This window comes from Streptomyces sp. 150FB, assembly GCF_000818195.1.
GTDB lineage: Bacteria > Actinomycetota > Actinomycetes > Streptomycetales > Streptomycetaceae > Streptomyces.
The window spans coordinates 1,114,401-1,130,292 of the sequence record NZ_JTHL01000001.1; the positions used below are offsets into that span (position 1 = coordinate 1,114,401).

General features: G+C 69.7%; 16 protein-coding genes and 3 pseudogenes. 7 read left to right on the top strand and 12 right to left on the bottom strand.

Annotated features, from left to right (window positions below; translation table 11 throughout):
• Window positions 1-132 precede the first annotated feature (132 nt).
• The 3 genes and pseudogenes from QR77_RS48245 to QR77_RS04315 all read right to left on the bottom strand — a co-directional run bounded on the left by QR77_RS48245 (window position 133) and on the right by QR77_RS04315 (window position 2,317).
• Complete coding sequence (locus QR77_RS48245) at window positions 133-540, bottom strand: resolvase (RefSeq protein WP_236710535.1); 408 nt, start codon at window positions 538-540, stop codon at window positions 133-135.
• 106 nt (window positions 541-646) lie between these two features.
• Window positions 647-919, bottom strand: a pseudogene (locus tag QR77_RS48250) (recombinase family protein); the annotation flags it as partial.
• 492 nt (window positions 920-1,411) lie between these two features.
• Window positions 1,412-2,317 carry a LysR family transcriptional regulator gene (locus QR77_RS04315; RefSeq protein WP_040019747.1) on the bottom strand — a complete coding sequence of 302 codons (906 nt, stop codon included), beginning with the start codon at window positions 2,315-2,317 and terminating at the stop codon, window positions 1,412-1,414.
• A gap of 138 nt (window positions 2,318-2,455) precedes the next feature.
• Here QR77_RS04315 and QR77_RS04320 point away from each other — a divergent pair, with 138 nt between their 5' ends.
• Together QR77_RS04320 and QR77_RS04325 are read left to right on the top strand one after the other, a co-directional pair.
• Complete coding sequence (locus QR77_RS04320) at window positions 2,456-3,274, top strand: 3'(2'),5'-bisphosphate nucleotidase CysQ (protein ID WP_040019748.1); 819 nt, start codon at window positions 2,456-2,458, stop codon at window positions 3,272-3,274.
• 41 nt (window positions 3,275-3,315) lie between these two features.
• Window positions 3,316-3,912 carry an NAD(P)-binding domain-containing protein gene (locus QR77_RS04325; RefSeq protein WP_040019749.1) on the top strand — a complete coding sequence of 199 codons (597 nt, stop codon included), beginning with the start codon at window positions 3,316-3,318 and terminating at the stop codon, window positions 3,910-3,912.
• Between the two features lie 218 nt (window positions 3,913-4,130).
• On the opposite strand, the gene QR77_RS42040 is transcribed toward QR77_RS04325, so the two are convergent.
• From QR77_RS42040 to QR77_RS42055, 6 genes and pseudogenes are all read right to left on the bottom strand, one after another.
• Window positions 4,131-4,868, bottom strand: coding sequence for a Tn3 family transposase (locus QR77_RS42040; protein ID WP_052488528.1), 738 nt, complete (start codon window positions 4,866-4,868; stop codon window positions 4,131-4,133).
• A gap of 65 nt (window positions 4,869-4,933) precedes the next feature.
• Window positions 4,934-5,938, bottom strand: coding sequence for a hypothetical protein (locus QR77_RS42045; protein WP_052488529.1), 1,005 nt, complete (start codon window positions 5,936-5,938; stop codon window positions 4,934-4,936).
• A gap of 14 nt (window positions 5,939-5,952) precedes the next feature.
• Window positions 5,953-6,348 carry a hypothetical protein gene (locus QR77_RS42050; protein ID WP_052488530.1) on the bottom strand — a complete coding sequence of 132 codons (396 nt, stop codon included), beginning with the start codon at window positions 6,346-6,348 and terminating at the stop codon, window positions 5,953-5,955.
• Between the two features lie 301 nt (window positions 6,349-6,649).
• The gene (locus QR77_RS04335) at window positions 6,650-7,096 is read right to left on the bottom strand and encodes a DUF4158 domain-containing protein (RefSeq protein WP_078876479.1); all 447 of its coding nucleotides are present in this window, start codon (window positions 7,094-7,096) and stop codon (window positions 6,650-6,652) included.
• A 470-nt stretch (window positions 7,097-7,566) separates the two neighbouring features.
• A pseudogene (locus QR77_RS49955) lies at window positions 7,567-7,746 on the bottom strand (hypothetical protein); the annotation flags it as partial.
• A 321-nt stretch (window positions 7,747-8,067) separates the two neighbouring features.
• Window positions 8,068-8,457, bottom strand: coding sequence for a DUF6221 family protein (locus QR77_RS42055; protein WP_052488531.1), 390 nt, complete (start codon window positions 8,455-8,457; stop codon window positions 8,068-8,070).
• A gap of 70 nt (window positions 8,458-8,527) precedes the next feature.
• On the opposite strand from QR77_RS42055, the pseudogene QR77_RS48255 reads away from it, so the two are divergent.
• The 3 genes and pseudogenes from QR77_RS48255 to QR77_RS04355 form a co-directional block, all read left to right on the top strand.
• Window positions 8,528-8,634: pseudogene (locus QR77_RS48255) on the top strand (NADP-dependent oxidoreductase); the annotation flags it as partial.
• Between the two features lie 223 nt (window positions 8,635-8,857).
• Entirely contained in the window at window positions 8,858-9,223 is a 366-nt protein-coding gene (locus tag QR77_RS04350; protein WP_052488532.1) for a DUF4396 domain-containing protein, read from the top strand.
• 331 nt (window positions 9,224-9,554) lie between these two features.
• Window positions 9,555-10,133, top strand: coding sequence for a TetR/AcrR family transcriptional regulator (locus QR77_RS04355; RefSeq protein WP_052488533.1), 579 nt, complete (start codon window positions 9,555-9,557; stop codon window positions 10,131-10,133).
• Between the two features lie 92 nt (window positions 10,134-10,225).
• Here the strand turns inward: QR77_RS04355 and QR77_RS04360 are convergent, their stop codons facing one another.
• From QR77_RS04360 to QR77_RS47720, 3 genes are all read right to left on the bottom strand, one after another.
• Window positions 10,226-10,924: a type 1 glutamine amidotransferase domain-containing protein gene (locus tag QR77_RS04360; RefSeq protein ID WP_040019751.1), complete on the bottom strand. Its 699-nt coding sequence runs from the start codon at window positions 10,922-10,924 to the stop codon at window positions 10,226-10,228.
• Between the two features lie 58 nt (window positions 10,925-10,982).
• A complete protein-coding gene (locus QR77_RS04365; RefSeq protein ID WP_040019752.1) occupies window positions 10,983-11,978 on the bottom strand; it encodes a zinc-dependent alcohol dehydrogenase family protein in 996 nt (331 codons plus the stop codon).
• Window positions 11,979-12,498: 520 nt separating this feature from the next.
• Window positions 12,499-13,077, bottom strand: a complete 579-nt coding sequence (locus QR77_RS47720; RefSeq protein ID WP_052488534.1) for a CGNR zinc finger domain-containing protein — start codon at window positions 13,075-13,077, stop codon at window positions 12,499-12,501.
• A 363-nt stretch (window positions 13,078-13,440) separates the two neighbouring features.
• Between QR77_RS47720 and QR77_RS04375 the strand changes: the two genes are divergently transcribed.
• Both QR77_RS04375 and QR77_RS04380 read left to right on the top strand, forming a co-directional pair.
• Window positions 13,441-14,436, top strand: coding sequence for an aldo/keto reductase (locus QR77_RS04375; protein ID WP_052488535.1), 996 nt, complete (start codon window positions 13,441-13,443; stop codon window positions 14,434-14,436).
• A 371-nt stretch (window positions 14,437-14,807) separates the two neighbouring features.
• Entirely contained in the window at window positions 14,808-15,557 is a 750-nt protein-coding gene (locus QR77_RS04380; RefSeq protein WP_040019753.1) for an SDR family oxidoreductase, read from the top strand.
• Window positions 15,558-15,892 lie beyond the last annotated feature (335 nt).

The window sequence follows — 15,892 nt, forward strand, 5'->3', positions numbered from 1 at the left end:
ATCTTTCTAGTCTGCCGTGGGCGAACCTATATCGCGTCCCGGCACACAGCCACGAGCACTCACTCAACCTGGGGTCTGACCGAGATACGCGCCAAAGGGGCAATGAGTTGATCTTGAAGCCCTGACGGCTTGTTACGGGGTCTCGGCCCCGAGGGCGGTGACGCGGTTTTCGTACTCGCGGCGGGCCTTGCGCTGGGCCGGGACCGCTGTGGCGTTGCCGAGTGGCTGGCAGCGGTTGAGGAGTTGACGGTGGACCTCCGGCTCGGTGACCCGCAGGGTGTAGCCCTGGCCGCGTCGTACGGTGACGCCCTGGTCGAGCGCGGCCCGCTCGGCGGGCTCCAGCTCGGCGGCGCGGAGGAAGTCCGCAACCTTGCCCGGCATGTCGAGGACGACCGGCAGCTCCGGGGCCGGGACGCCCGGGTCGGCAGCCGTGTACTCGGGCAGGAGGTCGGCGACGGCGGTGCGGATGGCGCCGCGGCTGACGTCGTGGTCGCGGGCAAGGGCTGCGATGGAGCGGCCTTCCAGGTACGCGGTGCGCACGTCGACGGTCTTGTCGACCGGGACGGCGGGGCGGCGCCCGCCCCTTGTTGCCCTTCGCCTCGGCGGCCCGCAGCCCGTCGTAGGTGAGCTCTCGTTGGAGGTCGCGCTGGAGTTCGCCGGCGGCGGCGAGGGTCTGCACCATGAACTTCACGGTGGACAGCAACTCTCCGGTGCGCGGCTGGCGGGCGGTGATGTCCATCGCGGAGAAGGCGCCGTCGTGGATGCGCAGCGCGACCTGGTCGCGGTGCAGGACGTCGAGCACGTGTCCGGTGCCGCGTACGAGGCGGAACAGCTCGGAGATGTGCACGGTGTCGCCCGGCCGCGCGCGGTCGGTCGACTGTTTGTCGGTCGACACCCGCCTGTAGACGAGATTGGCCACGTTCTTCCCCGCTTCTGCCGGCGCATCGGACCCTGGCTGTCGTCTAACCCTCTCGTCATCCTCCGGCGGATCTCATTGGATCTGAGCCGTCATCAGGCCCGGGAAAGTCCGGGTTCATTGGGCGCCTGCCGCGTTTGTCGTCATTCGTTCGTTTGCCGACAGACGACTGCGGCGGGACTATGGACCGGTAGTGTCAGGTTGAGCGTGGCCGGCGGCCTGCCCACCCTCTCCCTGCTGGATGAAATCGGCCTTGGGGCATCGGTACAGCCCTTGGCACTGAGATAGGTGATGGACTAGGACCAGGGCCAGATGCTCGCCCAGATCTCCGAGGGCCACGCCGACGCCCTCCCACAGTTCCGCGATCCTGAGCCGCAGGCGTCGGTCTGGCCGCCCCCACGGCCAGCACCCGCACGGACAAGCCGCTGCTGACGTTCAAGCAGATCGCTGTGGTGGTCGCGTGGACGTATGGGTGAAGCGGCCGGACGGCGCCGACTACGACGCTCCGCACATGGCTAGCACGGTTCGCGCCAGCCCGCGCAGCCAGGTGTGGGCGTGGTCGGTGTCGTAGCGCTGATGCCACGACAGGTATATCGGTGCCGACGGCAGTTCGAGCGGGAGGGGGAGCACGACCAGGCCGAGGTCGGCGACCGCGGACCGCGTGGTGGCTTCGGGGACGCTGATCAGGAGATCGGAGCCGCGCGCGAACTCCAGCGCGGCCGCTTCCGTGGGCGCGGTCGCCACCACGCGGCGGGTGAGGCCGAGCCCCGCGAGGGCGTCGTCGAGGGCATTGCTGAGGTTTCCACGTCGCGAGACGGTCACGTGCTCAGCGGCGGCGTACCGCTTTGCGGTGACGGTTTTGACGCGGGTGAGGGGGTGCCCCTGCCTCACGACGATGACGAGGCGGGTCTCGCCCACGTTCTCGGCACGGATGTCCGGTGCGCTCGGGCAGTTGGCGTTCGCCTCCAGGTCGACCTCGCCGCGCCGCAACTCGGGGGTGTCGATGCTCGATTCCGCGACGAAGCGCAATCGCACGCCCGGCGCCTGTCCGCGCACGGCCGCGAGCAGCGCGGGGCCGCTCAAGGCGACCAGGGAATCGTGCCAGCGGAGCGTGAAAGTGCGCTCCAACGTGGCCAGATCGAGTTCACGGCTCGGTGCCAGCACCCCCTGGACCTGGTGCAGCAGCTCGTGCACCTGCTCCCGGACGGCGATCGCATACGGCGTCGGGGTCATCGTGCGGCCGGTGCGCACCAGGATCTGATCCCCGGTCGTGCCCCGGATTCGGCCCAGACTCCGGCTCATCGCGGGGGCGGTGACGTGCAGGCGCGCGGCGGCCCCGGCCACACTCCCCTCCTCCAGCAGCGCGTCGAGCGCGGTGAGCAGGTTCAAATCCAATTGCATGTGAGTAATCCTAGCCGTGCCTAACATGCATTTGAAGTTAATGACGGGGCTCTATACCTTCGAGAGCAGAGCGCAAGACGGAACGCACAGCTCGATCCGACCGGCCTCAACACCCCTTCCTCACACGGGAGTACCGCCATGTCCGAAACGCTTCAGACCACTGACGTCACCGCCTCCGACGCCGACCTGCTCGAGCAGACCGCGATCGCCGTACGCGCGGCCGGTTCGGCGCTGCGCGAGCGCTTCGGTGAGGTGGTCCGCTACCAGACCCGCGAGGAGCTGATGCGGGCGCTCGCCGCCAACGACGACACGGCCCTCGACATCCTGCGCCCCCGCCTCACGCGCCTGCGCCCGGACGCGGGCTGGGTGGAGGACGAGCTGGACGGCGGGGTGCTGCCGTCCGGCGAATGGTGGGTCGTGGATCCGGTCGAAGGCAACGTCAACCACCTGCACGCCCTGCCGGAGTGGGCGGTGACCGCCACCCTCGTACGTGAGAACCAGCCGGTGCTCACCGTGGTCCACCTGCCGTTGACCGGCGAGACCTACACCGCGCTCGCCGGCGCGGGCGCCCACCTCGACGGCCGACCGCTGCACGTCTCCCAGACCGCGGACCTCGGCCTGAGCATCGTGGCCACCAGCCAGGCCCGGCCGGACGAGGACGAGAAGGTCGTGCGGCGCGTCGGCTCCTCGATCACCGCGATGGTCTTCGACTCGCTCGTCGTGCGCACCGCCGTACCCGCGACCCTGCACCTGACGAACGTGGCCGCCGGCCGGATCGACGCCTTCTGGCAGTTCGTCGGCGCCCGCGCGGACCTGCTGCCCGGGGCGCTGCTCGTCACCGAGGCCGGCGGACAGATCTCCGACGCCGAGGGCCGCCCCTGGACCCCGCAGAGCGAGAGCTTCCTGGCCGCCGCGCCCGGCGTCCACGCCGAGGCCGTCGCCACGCTCTCCCGCTGACCGCGCACCACACCCCGCACGCACGGAAGGACCAGATCGTCATGACCACGATCGCAGTTCTCGGTAACGGCCGCGTCGGCGGCAACCTGGCCACAGCACTCATCCGGGCAGGGCATGAGGTGACCGTGGCGGACCGCGCGCCGGGCGCCGCCGCCGACGCTGCCCGAACAGCCCAGATCGTCATCAACGCCACCCCGGGCGCCAGCTCGCTGGACCGGCTCGTCGCCCTGCGCGAGGAACTGCGCGACAAGATCCTCGTCGACGTCTCCAACGCCACCGTCGACGGACCGGACGGACTGCCCGCCGACCTGATCTACCCCGGCTCAAGCCTCGCCGAGCAACTCCAGGAAGCGCTCCCCGAAACGCACGTCGTCAAGACACTCAACACCATGCTCTTTCCCGTGATGACCGCGCCCGCCACGCTCACCCAGGCACCCGACGCCTTCCTCTCCGGCGAGGACCCGCAGGCCAAGCAGACCGTCCGTGAACTGCTCATCAACCTCGGCTGGCGCAAGGAGTGGATCACCGATCTCGGCGGGATCCAGACCGCCCGCGCTACGGAGGCCGCGATACTGTTCGTACCGCACGTGATTCGGTCCAGCGGATTCACGCCCTTCGCGCTCTCGATCGCCCGCTGATCCGCACACAGTGCACCGCCCCCAGCGGGCCCCATATCCAGAACGGATACGACAGCGCATCCAGGGCCGGCGATTCAGCGCCGGACGGCGACCCGTGGCCACGCTTCCCGGGGCCGTCGGCCTCGCACCGAGGAATCGGCCCATGTCACGGCGGACGCGCTTGCGGAGCTGGTCGCGAATCTGCCCGCCGATACCCGCGGCGGCCGCCAGCACCGGCCTCACACTCGCCGATCCAAGTGCGCGTGCGCGTGCGTGTGCTTGCCGCTCTCGCCGAACAGGGCGTCGATGTGCACGTACTCGCTCTGCTTCGTCGGCCGGTAGAAGGTCGGTTCCTTCCAGTTCCTGATCCTGGGCATCAAGTCGAAGCCCAGCAGGTGGGCGAGCGCAAAGACAGGAAAGCTCTGGCCCTGCGTATCGGCGTGGACGGTGGTCGGCTGCACCTCGGAAGTGTTCTTCAGCAGGCCCTCGATGATGTAGACGGCCCCCCACACCCCGCACGGGATGAAGCGCGTGAACAGCGCGATGTAGGTGTCCGAGACGTGGTGGTAGGCGATGCCGCCCGGCTTGCCGTACCGCACGGACGTCTCGGAGAGCAGGTTGTCGAGATAGGTGTCCATGTGGGTGCCGTCCGCCGCCACCGCGGTCCCATCCCTCCACGCCTGCGAGATGTCCAGGCGGGCGGGCGCGTTGACCAGGTCAGAGACCGCCTCGTTCAGCAGCACGATGGAGAAGTGCCGGTTCGCGACGTACGACAGCTCGTGCCCGGACACCCCAGGGATGTGCCGGGGTGCCTCGTACGGGCCCATGTTGGTGCACTTCACGAACGTCGTAATGACGTACCGGCCGAACGGATCGTCCAGCTTGGGCTCGTTGCCGGACGGAGGGCCGAAACGGCGCCACCACTCCACCCAGTACGCGGTCCGGGCCACGATCCCCATCAAGGAGCGCTCCGGCATCCTCGCCTTGATCTCCTGCTCCAGCCGCTTCGCCGAGGGCCGCTGACCGTCCGCTTTGAACGCCTTCAGTGACGGATGCCCGTCTCCGGGTCGATGACCAGCCCGTCGTTCTCCGGGTACCCGGCATCGGCCGCTGCGGCGGCACCCCGCAGCTTGTCCTCCATCTGCCGGCGGAAGAACGTCGCGTCGGACTCGGCGCTCTCGCCCGCCTCGGCGAGGCCGACCTCCACCAGGTAGGACCCCAGCGTCTCCTGGACTACCTCCCAGGCCAGTAGTTGCTCGGACCAGTCGGCGTACTCCTCCGAGCCGACCACCGCGACGTCGCCGGTACGCAGTTCCTCGGCGAGCGCGGTGAAGACCATCGCCTCGAAGTGCTTGCGGACGAACTGCCCGGTGCGGGTCTTGTCGACCACGCCCTTGCGCCAGTTCTGCGTGGTGAAGGAGAGGTCGACCTCCTTGCCCTCCTCGTTGAAGGCGGTGATGTACTCGCCGCGGGCCGCCTGATGCCGCTGGGCGTGCGCGAGGGCGTCCGGTACCCGGCTGTCCTCGCTGGTCGCGGTGAACTTCAGCTTGTCGTTGTCGGCCCGGTCGAACATCACCGCCCGGTCCCGGCCGATCTGCCCGTACAGCAGCACTTCCCAGAAGTTGCCGTGGTGGGCGGAGACCTTCTCGATCTGCTCGTACTGCTTGGCGAACCCGCCGAAGCCCTCCACCGCCTTCGTCACCGTGCCGAACCCGCCGGCCTGCACCAACTGGGCCTTCACCAGGGCGATCACAGCCGGGGAGACTTTGCCCTCCTGCCGCGTCGCGACCTCGTCCACCGACGCCTCCTCATCCAGGCCCTCAAGGGCTTGGCGAGTCTCGGCGGTCATGGCCGCGGCCTTCGTGAGCGCCCCGTGGGCCGGGCCGCCCTCGTCGATGTGCTTGAGCACCGTGCGGTAGTTCCCGATCAGGGCCTCGACGATCTCCCGCTCGGCGAGCCGGATCTCCTCCAGTTCCGCCTTGGCCTTCTTGATCTTCGTCGCCACGCGTTTGCAGAACATCGTCGCCAGGTCGTCCCGCACCCGCATCCGCGCCTTGTGCGTCAGGGCCGCGACCAGCGCGATGCGTTTGACGGGGACGACGTCCCGCAGCTCCGAGGCGTCCCCGCATCCGCCTCTCCGGCGAAGTCGGTGATCTTTCCCACAGCGACTCCGTCCATCCACACATCGGTGTCGCCGAGCTCGTCCAGCCAATCCAGACGCCTGGTCAGGTTCTTGAAGTGCGACCAGGTCGGGCCCTTGGCGGGCTTCTTCAGCCGGTTGAACAGCGTCGTCCCGTCGCTGTCGCGCTCCTCCAGCAGCCGCAGGAGCCCCGCCCGCCGAGCGCCGCTCATGCGGTCGTGGATACCCGCACAGATCGAGGCGGTCACCTCGGTGCGGATCTTCGAAGCCATCTTGTCGAAGGTGGAGAACCCCGGCAGCTCCAGCCCGGCCTCCACCGCCTTCTCCAGCCCCGATGTATGTGGTTGGAACAGTTCGTACCGAAGGCGGGAGAGAGGAAGTCTCCGACCCCTCCGGCTGTCGCGGACTGTGCGCTGACGAGTGGTGCCGTCACCGCGGCAGCCGTGACGGCCAGGGCCGTGGGCGCGCCCATCTCAGCGAGTGGGGGCCGGTCTCCTCTGACAATCGATCAAGATCGATTGCCAGAGGCCTTTGACCGGCAGCCGTTCGGTCAGCCCCTATCGAAGATGTTCGAGTTGAGTTTCCCTACCGCCGAACCGGGCCCCATCGCGATACCTCCTACGTTCTCGGGGCCCAGGTCGGCGCCGCCGCATTGATTGAGCGCACCGAGTATTGGTGCTTTACCGAGGTTGGCGCTGAACGTTCCGCTACCCGCCGTGGTGACGCCAGCCGCTTGTTCGCCTGGTCGTACGTCACACCGACCTGCTTGCGGACCAGGCCCCGGTGATGCTTGGCCGTACGCTCCGCCCGGTACACCGGCAGCGTGCCCTCCGGCAGCTCCACCGCCCGCCGGACGAAGTCCACCACCATCTCCGGGACGTCCTCCAGCGCCGGGAAACACCCCATGCGCCGGTACGACTTCAGCATCAGCAGCAGGGCCAGCAGATGCTCATCGCAGTCCGTGCCATCGGCCGCCCACTGAAGCGCATCGCGGCTCGGTGAGAAGAACAGATGCAGCTCATGCGCGGTGATCAGCCGCTTGAACCGCGGAGCTCTCCTGGCAATCGGCCAAGATCACTTGTCAAAGGCAGGCCGACCAGCTCGTCTCTCAGTTCGATCGCCACATCCCCGACCCTACGACGTACCGGAGCGGCCCCCTCGGCCGACACGGCCCGACCATACATAGAATCGGGCACACGTTCGAACTTCCGCCGGATCTGCCGCGTCTCCGCACGTTGAAGATCTGGCATGCGACGTGTCTGAAGCTGATCCAGGTAGCGATCGCGGAGGCGGAGGCGAAGCAGCGGCAGGCCGCGCGGGAGGCCGCTCGTGCGGCGCTGCCAGCGGCCGGATGGAAGATAGAGGTTCAGCGTATGAGGGCCGACGGGGCCCCATGGAGGGCTGTTCCCCAAATCAGGACCCCCGAGAAGAGTCCCTTCGTTGATCCAGATACCGATCCGCTAGATATCTCTTGTTCCTGTTCTGTGAATCCAGAGGTGAACCTGACGATTCTGGGGCTGTGAGTCAGATGAAGAGATGCGGACGACGGTGACGGTGAACACGGTGTCGCTGACGTAGTAGCGGATGACGACTCCGCTGACGGTGGCCTGGCGGCGGTCGGCTACGTCCTTGACCGGGGTGGAGTCGTGGCCGTACGGGTCGGCAGCCAGGCGTTGCATCCCGGCGTCGAAGGCCGCCCTCAGCGCTCGGGGCATGGTGTGGCGGGCTTGGTCGGCGGGCGGGGCGTACTGGATCTGGTAGCGGCTCACGCGACCTCCGAGTCGGAGCGGCCGGCTTTGGTGGCGCCGATGTTCTCGCCGCGGGCCAGGCGCTCGAAGAGGGCGTCGTCCTCTTCGTCGGCGCCGGCCTCCATGGTGGCGCGGATTGCTGCGATGGTGCCGGGCGATCGGTGCCGCCGGGCCTTGTGGAGTTGGCCGTGTCGTACGAGCTGGCGTATGCCCCCGAAGGGGATGCCAAGGGCGGCGGCAGTCTGGCGGGCGGTGAGGTGTCCGCGCGGTACATCTACCCACGGTCGCTTACAGCCGCCAATCCTGGCTGTGGTGCGGGTGGTCGGCGTAGGCCAGTGCGAGCGCTCGCAGGACCGGGCATCGCTCCCATTGGATGCCGCCGGCGCACCCTAGACACTTTTGGTCGGGCTCGGGGACGTAGGGGCGGTGTACAGCGAGGATGCCCCGCTTGGCCTCGACGTCGGTGAGGGCGCGGGCCGGGTCGTGGCGGACGATGTGCTTGGCCGTCGCTCTGAGTTGCCGATCGCTGAGCGCGAAGGCTTCGGCCACCGTGATGTCGTCCACTGCGAGCACCCTGTCACCTTCCTCGTTGAGGTGCCACGGGCCCGGGCTTGCGGCGCTGGCAGCTTCCTCGTCCTCGTCGAGCCTGGCGCGGAGGAAGGTGATCAGGTTGCTCATGGGTTCATCCTCTCGTCGGCGGCCCCGTCGCAGGCGTTCCGGCGGGGCCGGTCTTGGGGTGGGCGGTGGTGAGCGCGGCATCGCGGTGATCGGGACCGCGGGGGCCGCGAACCAGGATTACCTGCGGAGCCTGGGTACGCAGGCTACGACGTATGGGTGGGCTGGGCCGAGCGTGTGGCGATGGCCGCCCATCGCTCCCGCAGCGTCGCGCCGGCGGCCGGGAGCTCCCACGCCCGCTCGGTGACCAGGGCTCCGATCGCCGCTCCGAGCCCCATCGGCTCGCGCCCGTCCCGGCGCACCGAGACACACCGGGCACACCCACCACGCCGAGCACGCGCACGCGGGCACGCACACGCACGGGCCGGGGGCCGTCGGATGGAGCACCGCGGCCCAGGCCACGTTGCACTGCCTCACCGGATGCGCCGCCGGCCTGGCGAACGGACCCGTCGTCATCATCTCCGTCGTACTGGCCTTCGTGTTCGGCTACGCGCTGACGGCACGAGGCGTGCTGCGGGCGAACGTGCCGCTGCGGCAGGCGCTGAAGGTGGCGCTCGCCGCCGACACCCTGTCGATCGCCGTCATGGAACTGATCGACAACAGCTTCATGGTCGGTGTGCCCGGAGCGTTGGACGCGACCCTGTCGGACGGCCTGTTCTGGGGCTCACTGGCGGCCTCGCTCCTCCTCGCGTTCGTCGTCACCACGCCGGTCAACAAGTGGATGATCGGCAGAGGTAAGGGACATGCGGTCGTCCACGCGTACCACTGACTGAAGTCCTCCCGAGGACGCCGGCCGCCGGTGACGGGGAAGCGGGCCGTGCCACGCCGAGAGACCGTGCGCGGGCGTCGAGCCGGATGTGGCGAAGCGCGCTCGGGCAGGATCGTGACGCGGTGCGCCGGCGGGGCAGGACACGGAGCCGGGCACGGACCGGGTCATCCCGCACGGACGTGTCCGGGTCCGTCCGGCCGCGCGCGGAACGGGTGGGACGGGGTGGGACCAGGCCCGGACCGCGCTCCCGGTCCGGGCCGGAATACCGCGCGCGCCCCGGCCCCGGTAGCCTCGGCCTGACTGCGGCACAGCCGGTCGGAGGAGGTCCCTGTTGGCTCGCACGGCAGCCACCGACACCCGGGCTCGGGTTCTCGGCACGGCCACAAGACTGTTCTACGAGCACGGTGTCCGTGCCATCGGGATGCAGCGCATCATCGACGAGACCGGATGCGGAAAGAACCTGCTCTACCAGGAGTTTCCCGGCAAGACGGACCTCGTCGCCGCGTACCTCGGCCTCCGGCGCCGGGAACAGGACGAGATGACGGAGCGGGCGCTGCGCGACGCGGGTGAGGACGCGGAGGCCAGGATGTCGGCGCTCCTGCGGGACATCGCCGCGAACGTCGAGGCTCCGGACTACCGCGGCTGTCCGTTCCGCAACTACCTCGCGGAGTTCGCCGACCACTCGGACGAGCCCGGCCGCATCGCCGTGGAGTGTGTGCGGGACTCCCGGGCCCGTGTCGAGGAACTGGCCGGACGGATCGATCCCCGCGGCGGTGACGCGCTGGCCGAGCAGCTCTGGCTGGTGGTGGAAGGCATGTACGCGGCCGCTGCCCATCCGGGGGGCGATCGCGCCGCACAGGCGGCGGTGGCACTCGCCGAGGACCTGGTGGCGCGCGCCCGACGCCGCTGAGCGGGATCGCGGCGGCGCACCGGCCCGCCAAGAGGTGCTCGCGCCTCCGAACCGGCACGAGCACCTCCGAGCAGCGCGGACCGCATGTCCGGTCAGTGCCGTATCGCCTTCAGCATCTCGCGGGCCAGGGGCGCCGACGACGCCGGGTTCTGGCCGGTGTGGAAGTTGCGGTCGACGACCACGTGGGGCTGGAAGACAGGGCCTTCGTCGAACTCGATACCCATCTCCACGAGGCGGTCCTGCAGCAGCCACTTCGCCTTGTCCGCGAAACCGGCGTGGGTCTCCTCGGCGTTGGTGAAGCCGGTGGCGCGGTAGCCGGCGAAGACGGACTGTCCCGCCCCGTCCACCGTGGCGAGCAGGGCCGCGGGTCCGTGGCAGACGATGCCGAGGGGATTGCCCGAGGCGAGCGCCGCGACCAGCAGCCGGCCGGAGACGGGATCGACGGCGAGGTCTTCCATGGGGCCGTGTCCTCCGGCGTAGAAGACCGCGTCGTAGTCCTCCACGCGGACGTCCGCCAGCTTCACCGGCTTCCGCAGGTCCTCCATCTCGTCGAGGGCTCGTGCGAGTTCGTCGGCCCTCTCCTGTCCTCCGTTGGCCTCGGCGGCCAGACTCCGGGCGTCGATCGTCGGCGCGACACCGCCGGGCGTCGCGATCACGACGTTGTGGCCGGCCTCGCGGAAGAGGGCGTGGGGAGCGACGAGTTCCTCGGCCCAGAAGCCGGTGGGGTGCTTCGTGCCGTCGGCCAGGGTCCAGTGGTCGGCAGCGGTGACAACGACGAGGATCTTGGACATTTTTTTCACTTCTTTACGGGTGGGAGAGGTGTGGGAGGAGTTGGAGGGCGGTGTCGTGTCAGCGGCCCGGCGTGAAGAGGATCTTTCCCGTCCTGCCGGGACGCTGGGCGTGGGCGAGTGCCTCACGGTGCTGGTCGAGCCGGTACGTCGCCTCCACGGAGGCGCTGAGGCCGCCCGATTCCACGAGCGCGGCGAGCTCGCCGTAGATCCTTTCCAGCTCGGGCCGCGGAGTGCGGCCGAGCCAGCCCAGGATGAAGAAGGAGCGCAGGGAGACGCCGCGGTAGATCAGGTCCGGCAGCGGGAGGGTCGGCGTCTGGCCGGTGGCCGACGAGAAGGCCACGATGCTTCCGCCGGCCTCCACGGAGGAGGAGACCCGCGCGATCTGCTCCGGATCCCCGGTTCCGTCGAAGAAGAGCTTCAGCTCGTTGCCGGCCAGGGCCTCGGCCGCACGGCCGCTGAGGTCCTCGCCGTCCACGAGGACGATGTCCGCACCGGACTCCTGGACCGGGCCGACAGCGTCGGCGCGCCGCACAACGGCGAGCGTCCTGATTCCGGCCCGCTTGGCGAGCGCGATGACGTACTGGCCAACGGCCGAGTTGGCGAGGTTCAGACCGATCCAGTCACCCGGCTGGAGCTTCGCGTAGTCGTGGAGCAGCGCGTACGCGGTTGCCGGATTGACCGGCAGCATGGCGAGCTGGAGCGCGTCGGCAGTTCCGCTGACGGGGATCGCGCTGCGCGACGGTATGACCACGTGGTCCGCCCAGGTGCCCTGGACGAATGTCGGGAGGACCAGAACGCGCCGGCCCACCAGGCTCTGGTCGGCGTCGGGGCCGGCCTCGACGACGCGGCCCACACCCTCCGCGCCCATCGCGCCGGGAAGCTGCGGATACACGCCGAACCAGCCGGCTGCGAAGAGGATGTCCGCGTTGTTGACCGGGGACGCTTCGATGGCGACGAGCAACTCGTCTCCGGTGGGCGCGGGGGCCTTCTCGTCGCTCAGTGACAGGGTTTCGTCGAGGTCTCCACCGACGGCGGTAAGAACGATGTGACTCATGATGCAACTCTCCTGAGGGTTGGGGGGCAGACGGCGGCCGGTTGGTAATCGCCTTGTTTCGTTTGCCGCTTACGTTTTTAGCATCACATCGGCCGCCACGTAAAGGGCTATTCGAAAAAGAACCTGTCTTGCCGGTGTCCGGCGGGCCCGAGAGGCCCATCGGGGCTCCCCGTCGCACGGGGCGGGGCGCGGCGCGGGGTGATCCGGTGGCGCGGCCCGTCGGCCGGTGAGGGGCCCGAACGGGAGGCGGTCAGGGGCTCCGTTGGGGAGCGGTGGCGCGTGAGACCGCGGCGCGGCGGTACGGCGCCGCGCCAGTCCAGTGGGGGCGGCGGCGCGTCGGACACTCGGCGTGTCCAGGGGAAGGGGCGGCGGATCGGTGGGACGGCGGCGCGTCCGTGTCGGGCGGTGCACCCGTGCCGGACGGTCGGACCTGCCTGTGGTGACCGGCGCCGCTGCGACCACCGGAACGCGCCGGTGCCCGCGCATCCGCGGGCACCGGCCCGGGGTGCCGCGGGCCTGCTCAGGCCCTGTCGTCCTGGTGTGCCGAGGCGATCCGCTTCCGGTTCCGGTGTGCGGCCACATTGGCCCGGTTTCCGCACAGCTCGTACGAGTGCCAGCGCTGCGAGCCGCTGCGTGTCGTGTCATGGAAGACCGCCCGGCAGTCCGGGTTCCCGCACACGCGCAGGCGCGCCCAGGCTCCCGCGCCGACCACGTCGGCAACGGCGCTGATCACGCCGCCCAGCAGCGGGTCTCCCGCCACCTGGTGCAACCGTGCCTCGCCTGCCGAGAAGGTCCGCCGGAAGTCCGCCGAGGCGGAATGCTCGGTGAGCGCGTCCCACGCGACGTCGTCGTCCGGAGCCGCCACGGCGTCCATCAGGTCGGCGCGCACCGTGCGCACGAGGGTGAGCTGCTCCGGGGAGGGGTCGGCGGTGGTGTCCAGCCCGAACGGACACAGGAGCCGTCGCGCGGCCTGCGGGTCGTCCAGCTTGTCGGGGATCTGCGGGGTCGCGTGGGGACGTGAGTTGAGCAGCTCCGCGATCGCTCCGGCGAGGTCGGCGATCCGCGTCCTCTCCGCGCCGGCAGTGCCTGTGTCAGCCATGGAAACCATGAGAAGAAGACTACGCGACATGCTCTACTATGAAAAGGCCATTACATCGTGAGTGCCGAGAAGGTGCCCGCGGTTGGTCGGCCGAGGCCGCGTCGCCGGGCGCCGCGCGTGGGGATTCGCCCCTTCGTCGGAGCGCCCCGGTGTCGGGGGCCGGCCGGGCCTCGCACTGCCGGAGGTCCGGTGCGCGGGTGGCCGCGGTGCACAGGTGGCCGCAGTGTGCGGTGCGGAAGTGTGAGTTGTGGATTGCGGATGCCCGTGGCCGGCGTTCGGTGGATGTTGTCGGTTGCGTAAAGCGACCCGTCGTCTTGCCGTGCCATCCGGTCACGGGTCGTCCCCGTAACGAAAGAAGGCGTGATGAACAATCACAAGGCAGGGTCGCACCAGGAGCTCCAACTGGGGTTGGGCATCATGGGCATGTCCGAGCTGTACGGACCGAGCGACGATGGCGAATCCCTCGCGACGCTCAACGCCGCCTTCGACGGCGGCGTCCGGCTCGTGGAGACGGGCGACGCGTACGGGATGGGGCACGGCGAGCTGCTGCTGCGCGACGCTCTGCGAGGGCGCGACCGGGCATCGGTCGTCATCGCCCTCCGGTTCGGCGCCCTGCGCGAGCCCGGTGGCGGCTGGACCGGCTCCGACAGCAGGCCCGTAGCGCTCAAGAACTCACTGGCTTTCTCGCTGCGCCGCCTGGGCACCGACCACATCGACCTCTACCGGCCGGGACGGCCCGACGCCGACGTGCCGCTGGACGAGACGGTGGGAGCGCTGGGGGAGCTGGTTCAGGCCGGTTACATCCGCGGCATCGGGCTGACCGACGTCAGCGCGTCGACCCTGCGGAAGGCCCACGCGGTCCATCCCGTGGCCAATGTCCAGTTGGAGTACTCGCTGTTCTCCCGGGGCGCGGAGAACGACGTCATCCCCACCGCGCGGGAACTCGGCATCCCCGTCACCGCCTACAGCCCGCTCTCTCGCGGCCTCCTGGCCGGGCACTGGTCGCGCGAACGGCAACAGGGCCTGGCACCCGAGGACTTCCGTAACGGCCTGCCGCGTTTCCAGGATCCCCGCCTCGCGCACAACCTCGCGCTGGCGGACGCGCTGGCTGAAACCGCACGCCGTTACGGCCTGACCACCGCGCAACTCGCGATCGCCTGGGTCGCGGCGCAGGGGCAGGACATCACTCCACTCGTCGGCGCCCGCACGAGAGTCCAACTGGCGGACGTGCTGAGCGGTGCCGCGCTGAGGGTGGACGAGGCGGCCATCGCCGAGGCGGAGAAAGCCGTGCCCCGCGGTTCCGCCGCCGGCGAACGCTACATGAAGCCCTTGCTCGATCTGCTCGACAGTGAGCACTGAACGCTTCCGAGTCGATTGTCGCGGGATCCGGGCGTGTTCGCGCCCGCGCGAGCCCACGCGCCGTACGGATGCGTGCCGGGCGCGGGTTCGCGTGCCGCGCGAGCAGTGCTCGTGGAGCGCCCCCTGACGCTCCCCGAGCAGGGGACCGGCGGGAGTGCTGATTGACAGCGCCCGGGTCGCTGAGCAACATGGGACCGATCGGTCCGGGACTGACCGGTCCGGAGGCTGGCCTGTCCGTAACCGGTTCCGGAAACGAACGGTCCGGAAGCGGTCAGTCCCCTGGCCCTCAGCTGTTGCGTCCCGACCGGAACGGCCGTTCGAGCACAGCTCGCGGCCCACAGGCAAGAACCTCATCGAACGAAGGAGATGTCATGGCAGGTGTCCTCAGCGGCAAGGTTGCGGTCGTGACCGGTGGAACGACCGGCATCGGGCTGGCGACCGGCGCCCGATTCAGATCCGAAGGGGCCTCGGTCGTCCTCGCGGGCCGCCGCCAGGCCGAACTGGACAAGGCGGTGGCCGAGCTGGGAGGCGACACGCTCGGTGTACGGGCCGACGTCGCGGATCTCGACGACCTGGACCGCCTCTACGCCGCGGTCGAGGAGAGGTGGGGACGCGTCGACATCCTTTTCGCCAACGCGTCGGTCCTGGAGCCGGCCCCGCTCGCGGACCTCCCCGAGGCCGGTGTGGCGCGGCAACTGGACATCAACCTCAAGGGGCTGATCTTCACGGTCGAGAAGAGCCTCCGGCTCATGAGCGACGGCGGATCCATCGTCGTGACGTCGTCGGTCGACGGTGTGAAGGGCGGCCCGATGCGGAGTGTGTACGCCGCCACGAAGGCGGCGGGGCGCAACCTCGTCCGGTCGTGGATGGTCGAACTCACGCCCCGCGGTATCCGCGTCAACGCCGTGAGTCCCGGCAGCACCGAGACGCCCGGTCTGGCGAGCCTGGCCGGCGACGGTGACAGCGAGGGCCTCTTCGCCCACCTCGCCACGCTGATGCCCAACGGGCGGCTCGTGCGGCCCGACGAGGTCGCAGCGGCAGTGGCGTTCCTCGTGTCGCCGGACGCGTCCGCGATCAACGGCATCGATCTACAGGTCGACAACGGATTCGCCGCGATCTGACCCCGGGCCGGACCGCACGCTGAGCCCGGTGACCGGTGACCGGTGACCGGTCCCGCCGGTCCGCCCGGGCGCGGAAGGGAACGCCGGTCTCCAGGGCCTCGATCGGGCCCCGGAGACCGACGTCACGTCGTACGAGCCATCTGGCACCGCCAGCGGGCCGTCGGAGTGCCTCCGTCATCGAACGGGGCACTCCCGCGTTCGGCAGCGGCGGCAGTCCCGTCCGGCCGGTCACGGACACCCTTGTTCCCGCGCCCGAACTTCCACGCACCCGCCGATACGGAACAACCCGGTTGATGGCTTCGCGCTTCGCGGATCTTGAAAATTACGGGGCTGAT

Coding starts and splice junctions, on each gene's coding strand:
- QR77_RS04315 (WP_040019747.1), bottom strand. CDS start 2,317: ATGCAATTGGATTTGAACCTGCTCACCGCGCTCGACGCGCTGCTGGAG.
- QR77_RS04320 (WP_040019748.1), top strand. CDS start 2,456: ATGTCCGAAACGCTTCAGACCACTGACGTCACCGCCTCCGACGCCGAC.
- QR77_RS04325 (WP_040019749.1), top strand. CDS start 3,316: ATGACCACGATCGCAGTTCTCGGTAACGGCCGCGTCGGCGGCAACCTG.
- QR77_RS42040 (WP_052488528.1), bottom strand. CDS start 4,868: ATGCCGGAGCGCTCCTTGATGGGGATCGTGGCCCGGACCGCGTACTGG.
- QR77_RS42045 (WP_052488529.1), bottom strand. CDS start 5,938: ATGCGGGTGCGGGACGACCTGGCGACGATGTTCTGCAAACGCGTGGCG.
- QR77_RS42055 (WP_052488531.1), bottom strand. CDS start 8,457: ATGAGCAACCTGATCACCTTCCTCCGCGCCAGGCTCGACGAGGACGAG.
- QR77_RS04360 (WP_040019751.1), bottom strand. CDS start 10,924: ATGTCCAAGATCCTCGTCGTTGTCACCGCTGCCGACCACTGGACCCTG.
- QR77_RS04365 (WP_040019752.1), bottom strand. CDS start 11,978: ATGAGTCACATCGTTCTTACCGCCGTCGGTGGAGACCTCGACGAAACC.
- QR77_RS47720 (WP_052488534.1), bottom strand. CDS start 13,077: ATGGCTGACACAGGCACTGCCGGCGCGGAGAGGACGCGGATCGCCGAC.
- QR77_RS04375 (WP_052488535.1), top strand. CDS start 13,441: ATGAACAATCACAAGGCAGGGTCGCACCAGGAGCTCCAACTGGGGTTG.
- QR77_RS04380 (WP_040019753.1), top strand. CDS start 14,808: ATGGCAGGTGTCCTCAGCGGCAAGGTTGCGGTCGTGACCGGTGGAACG.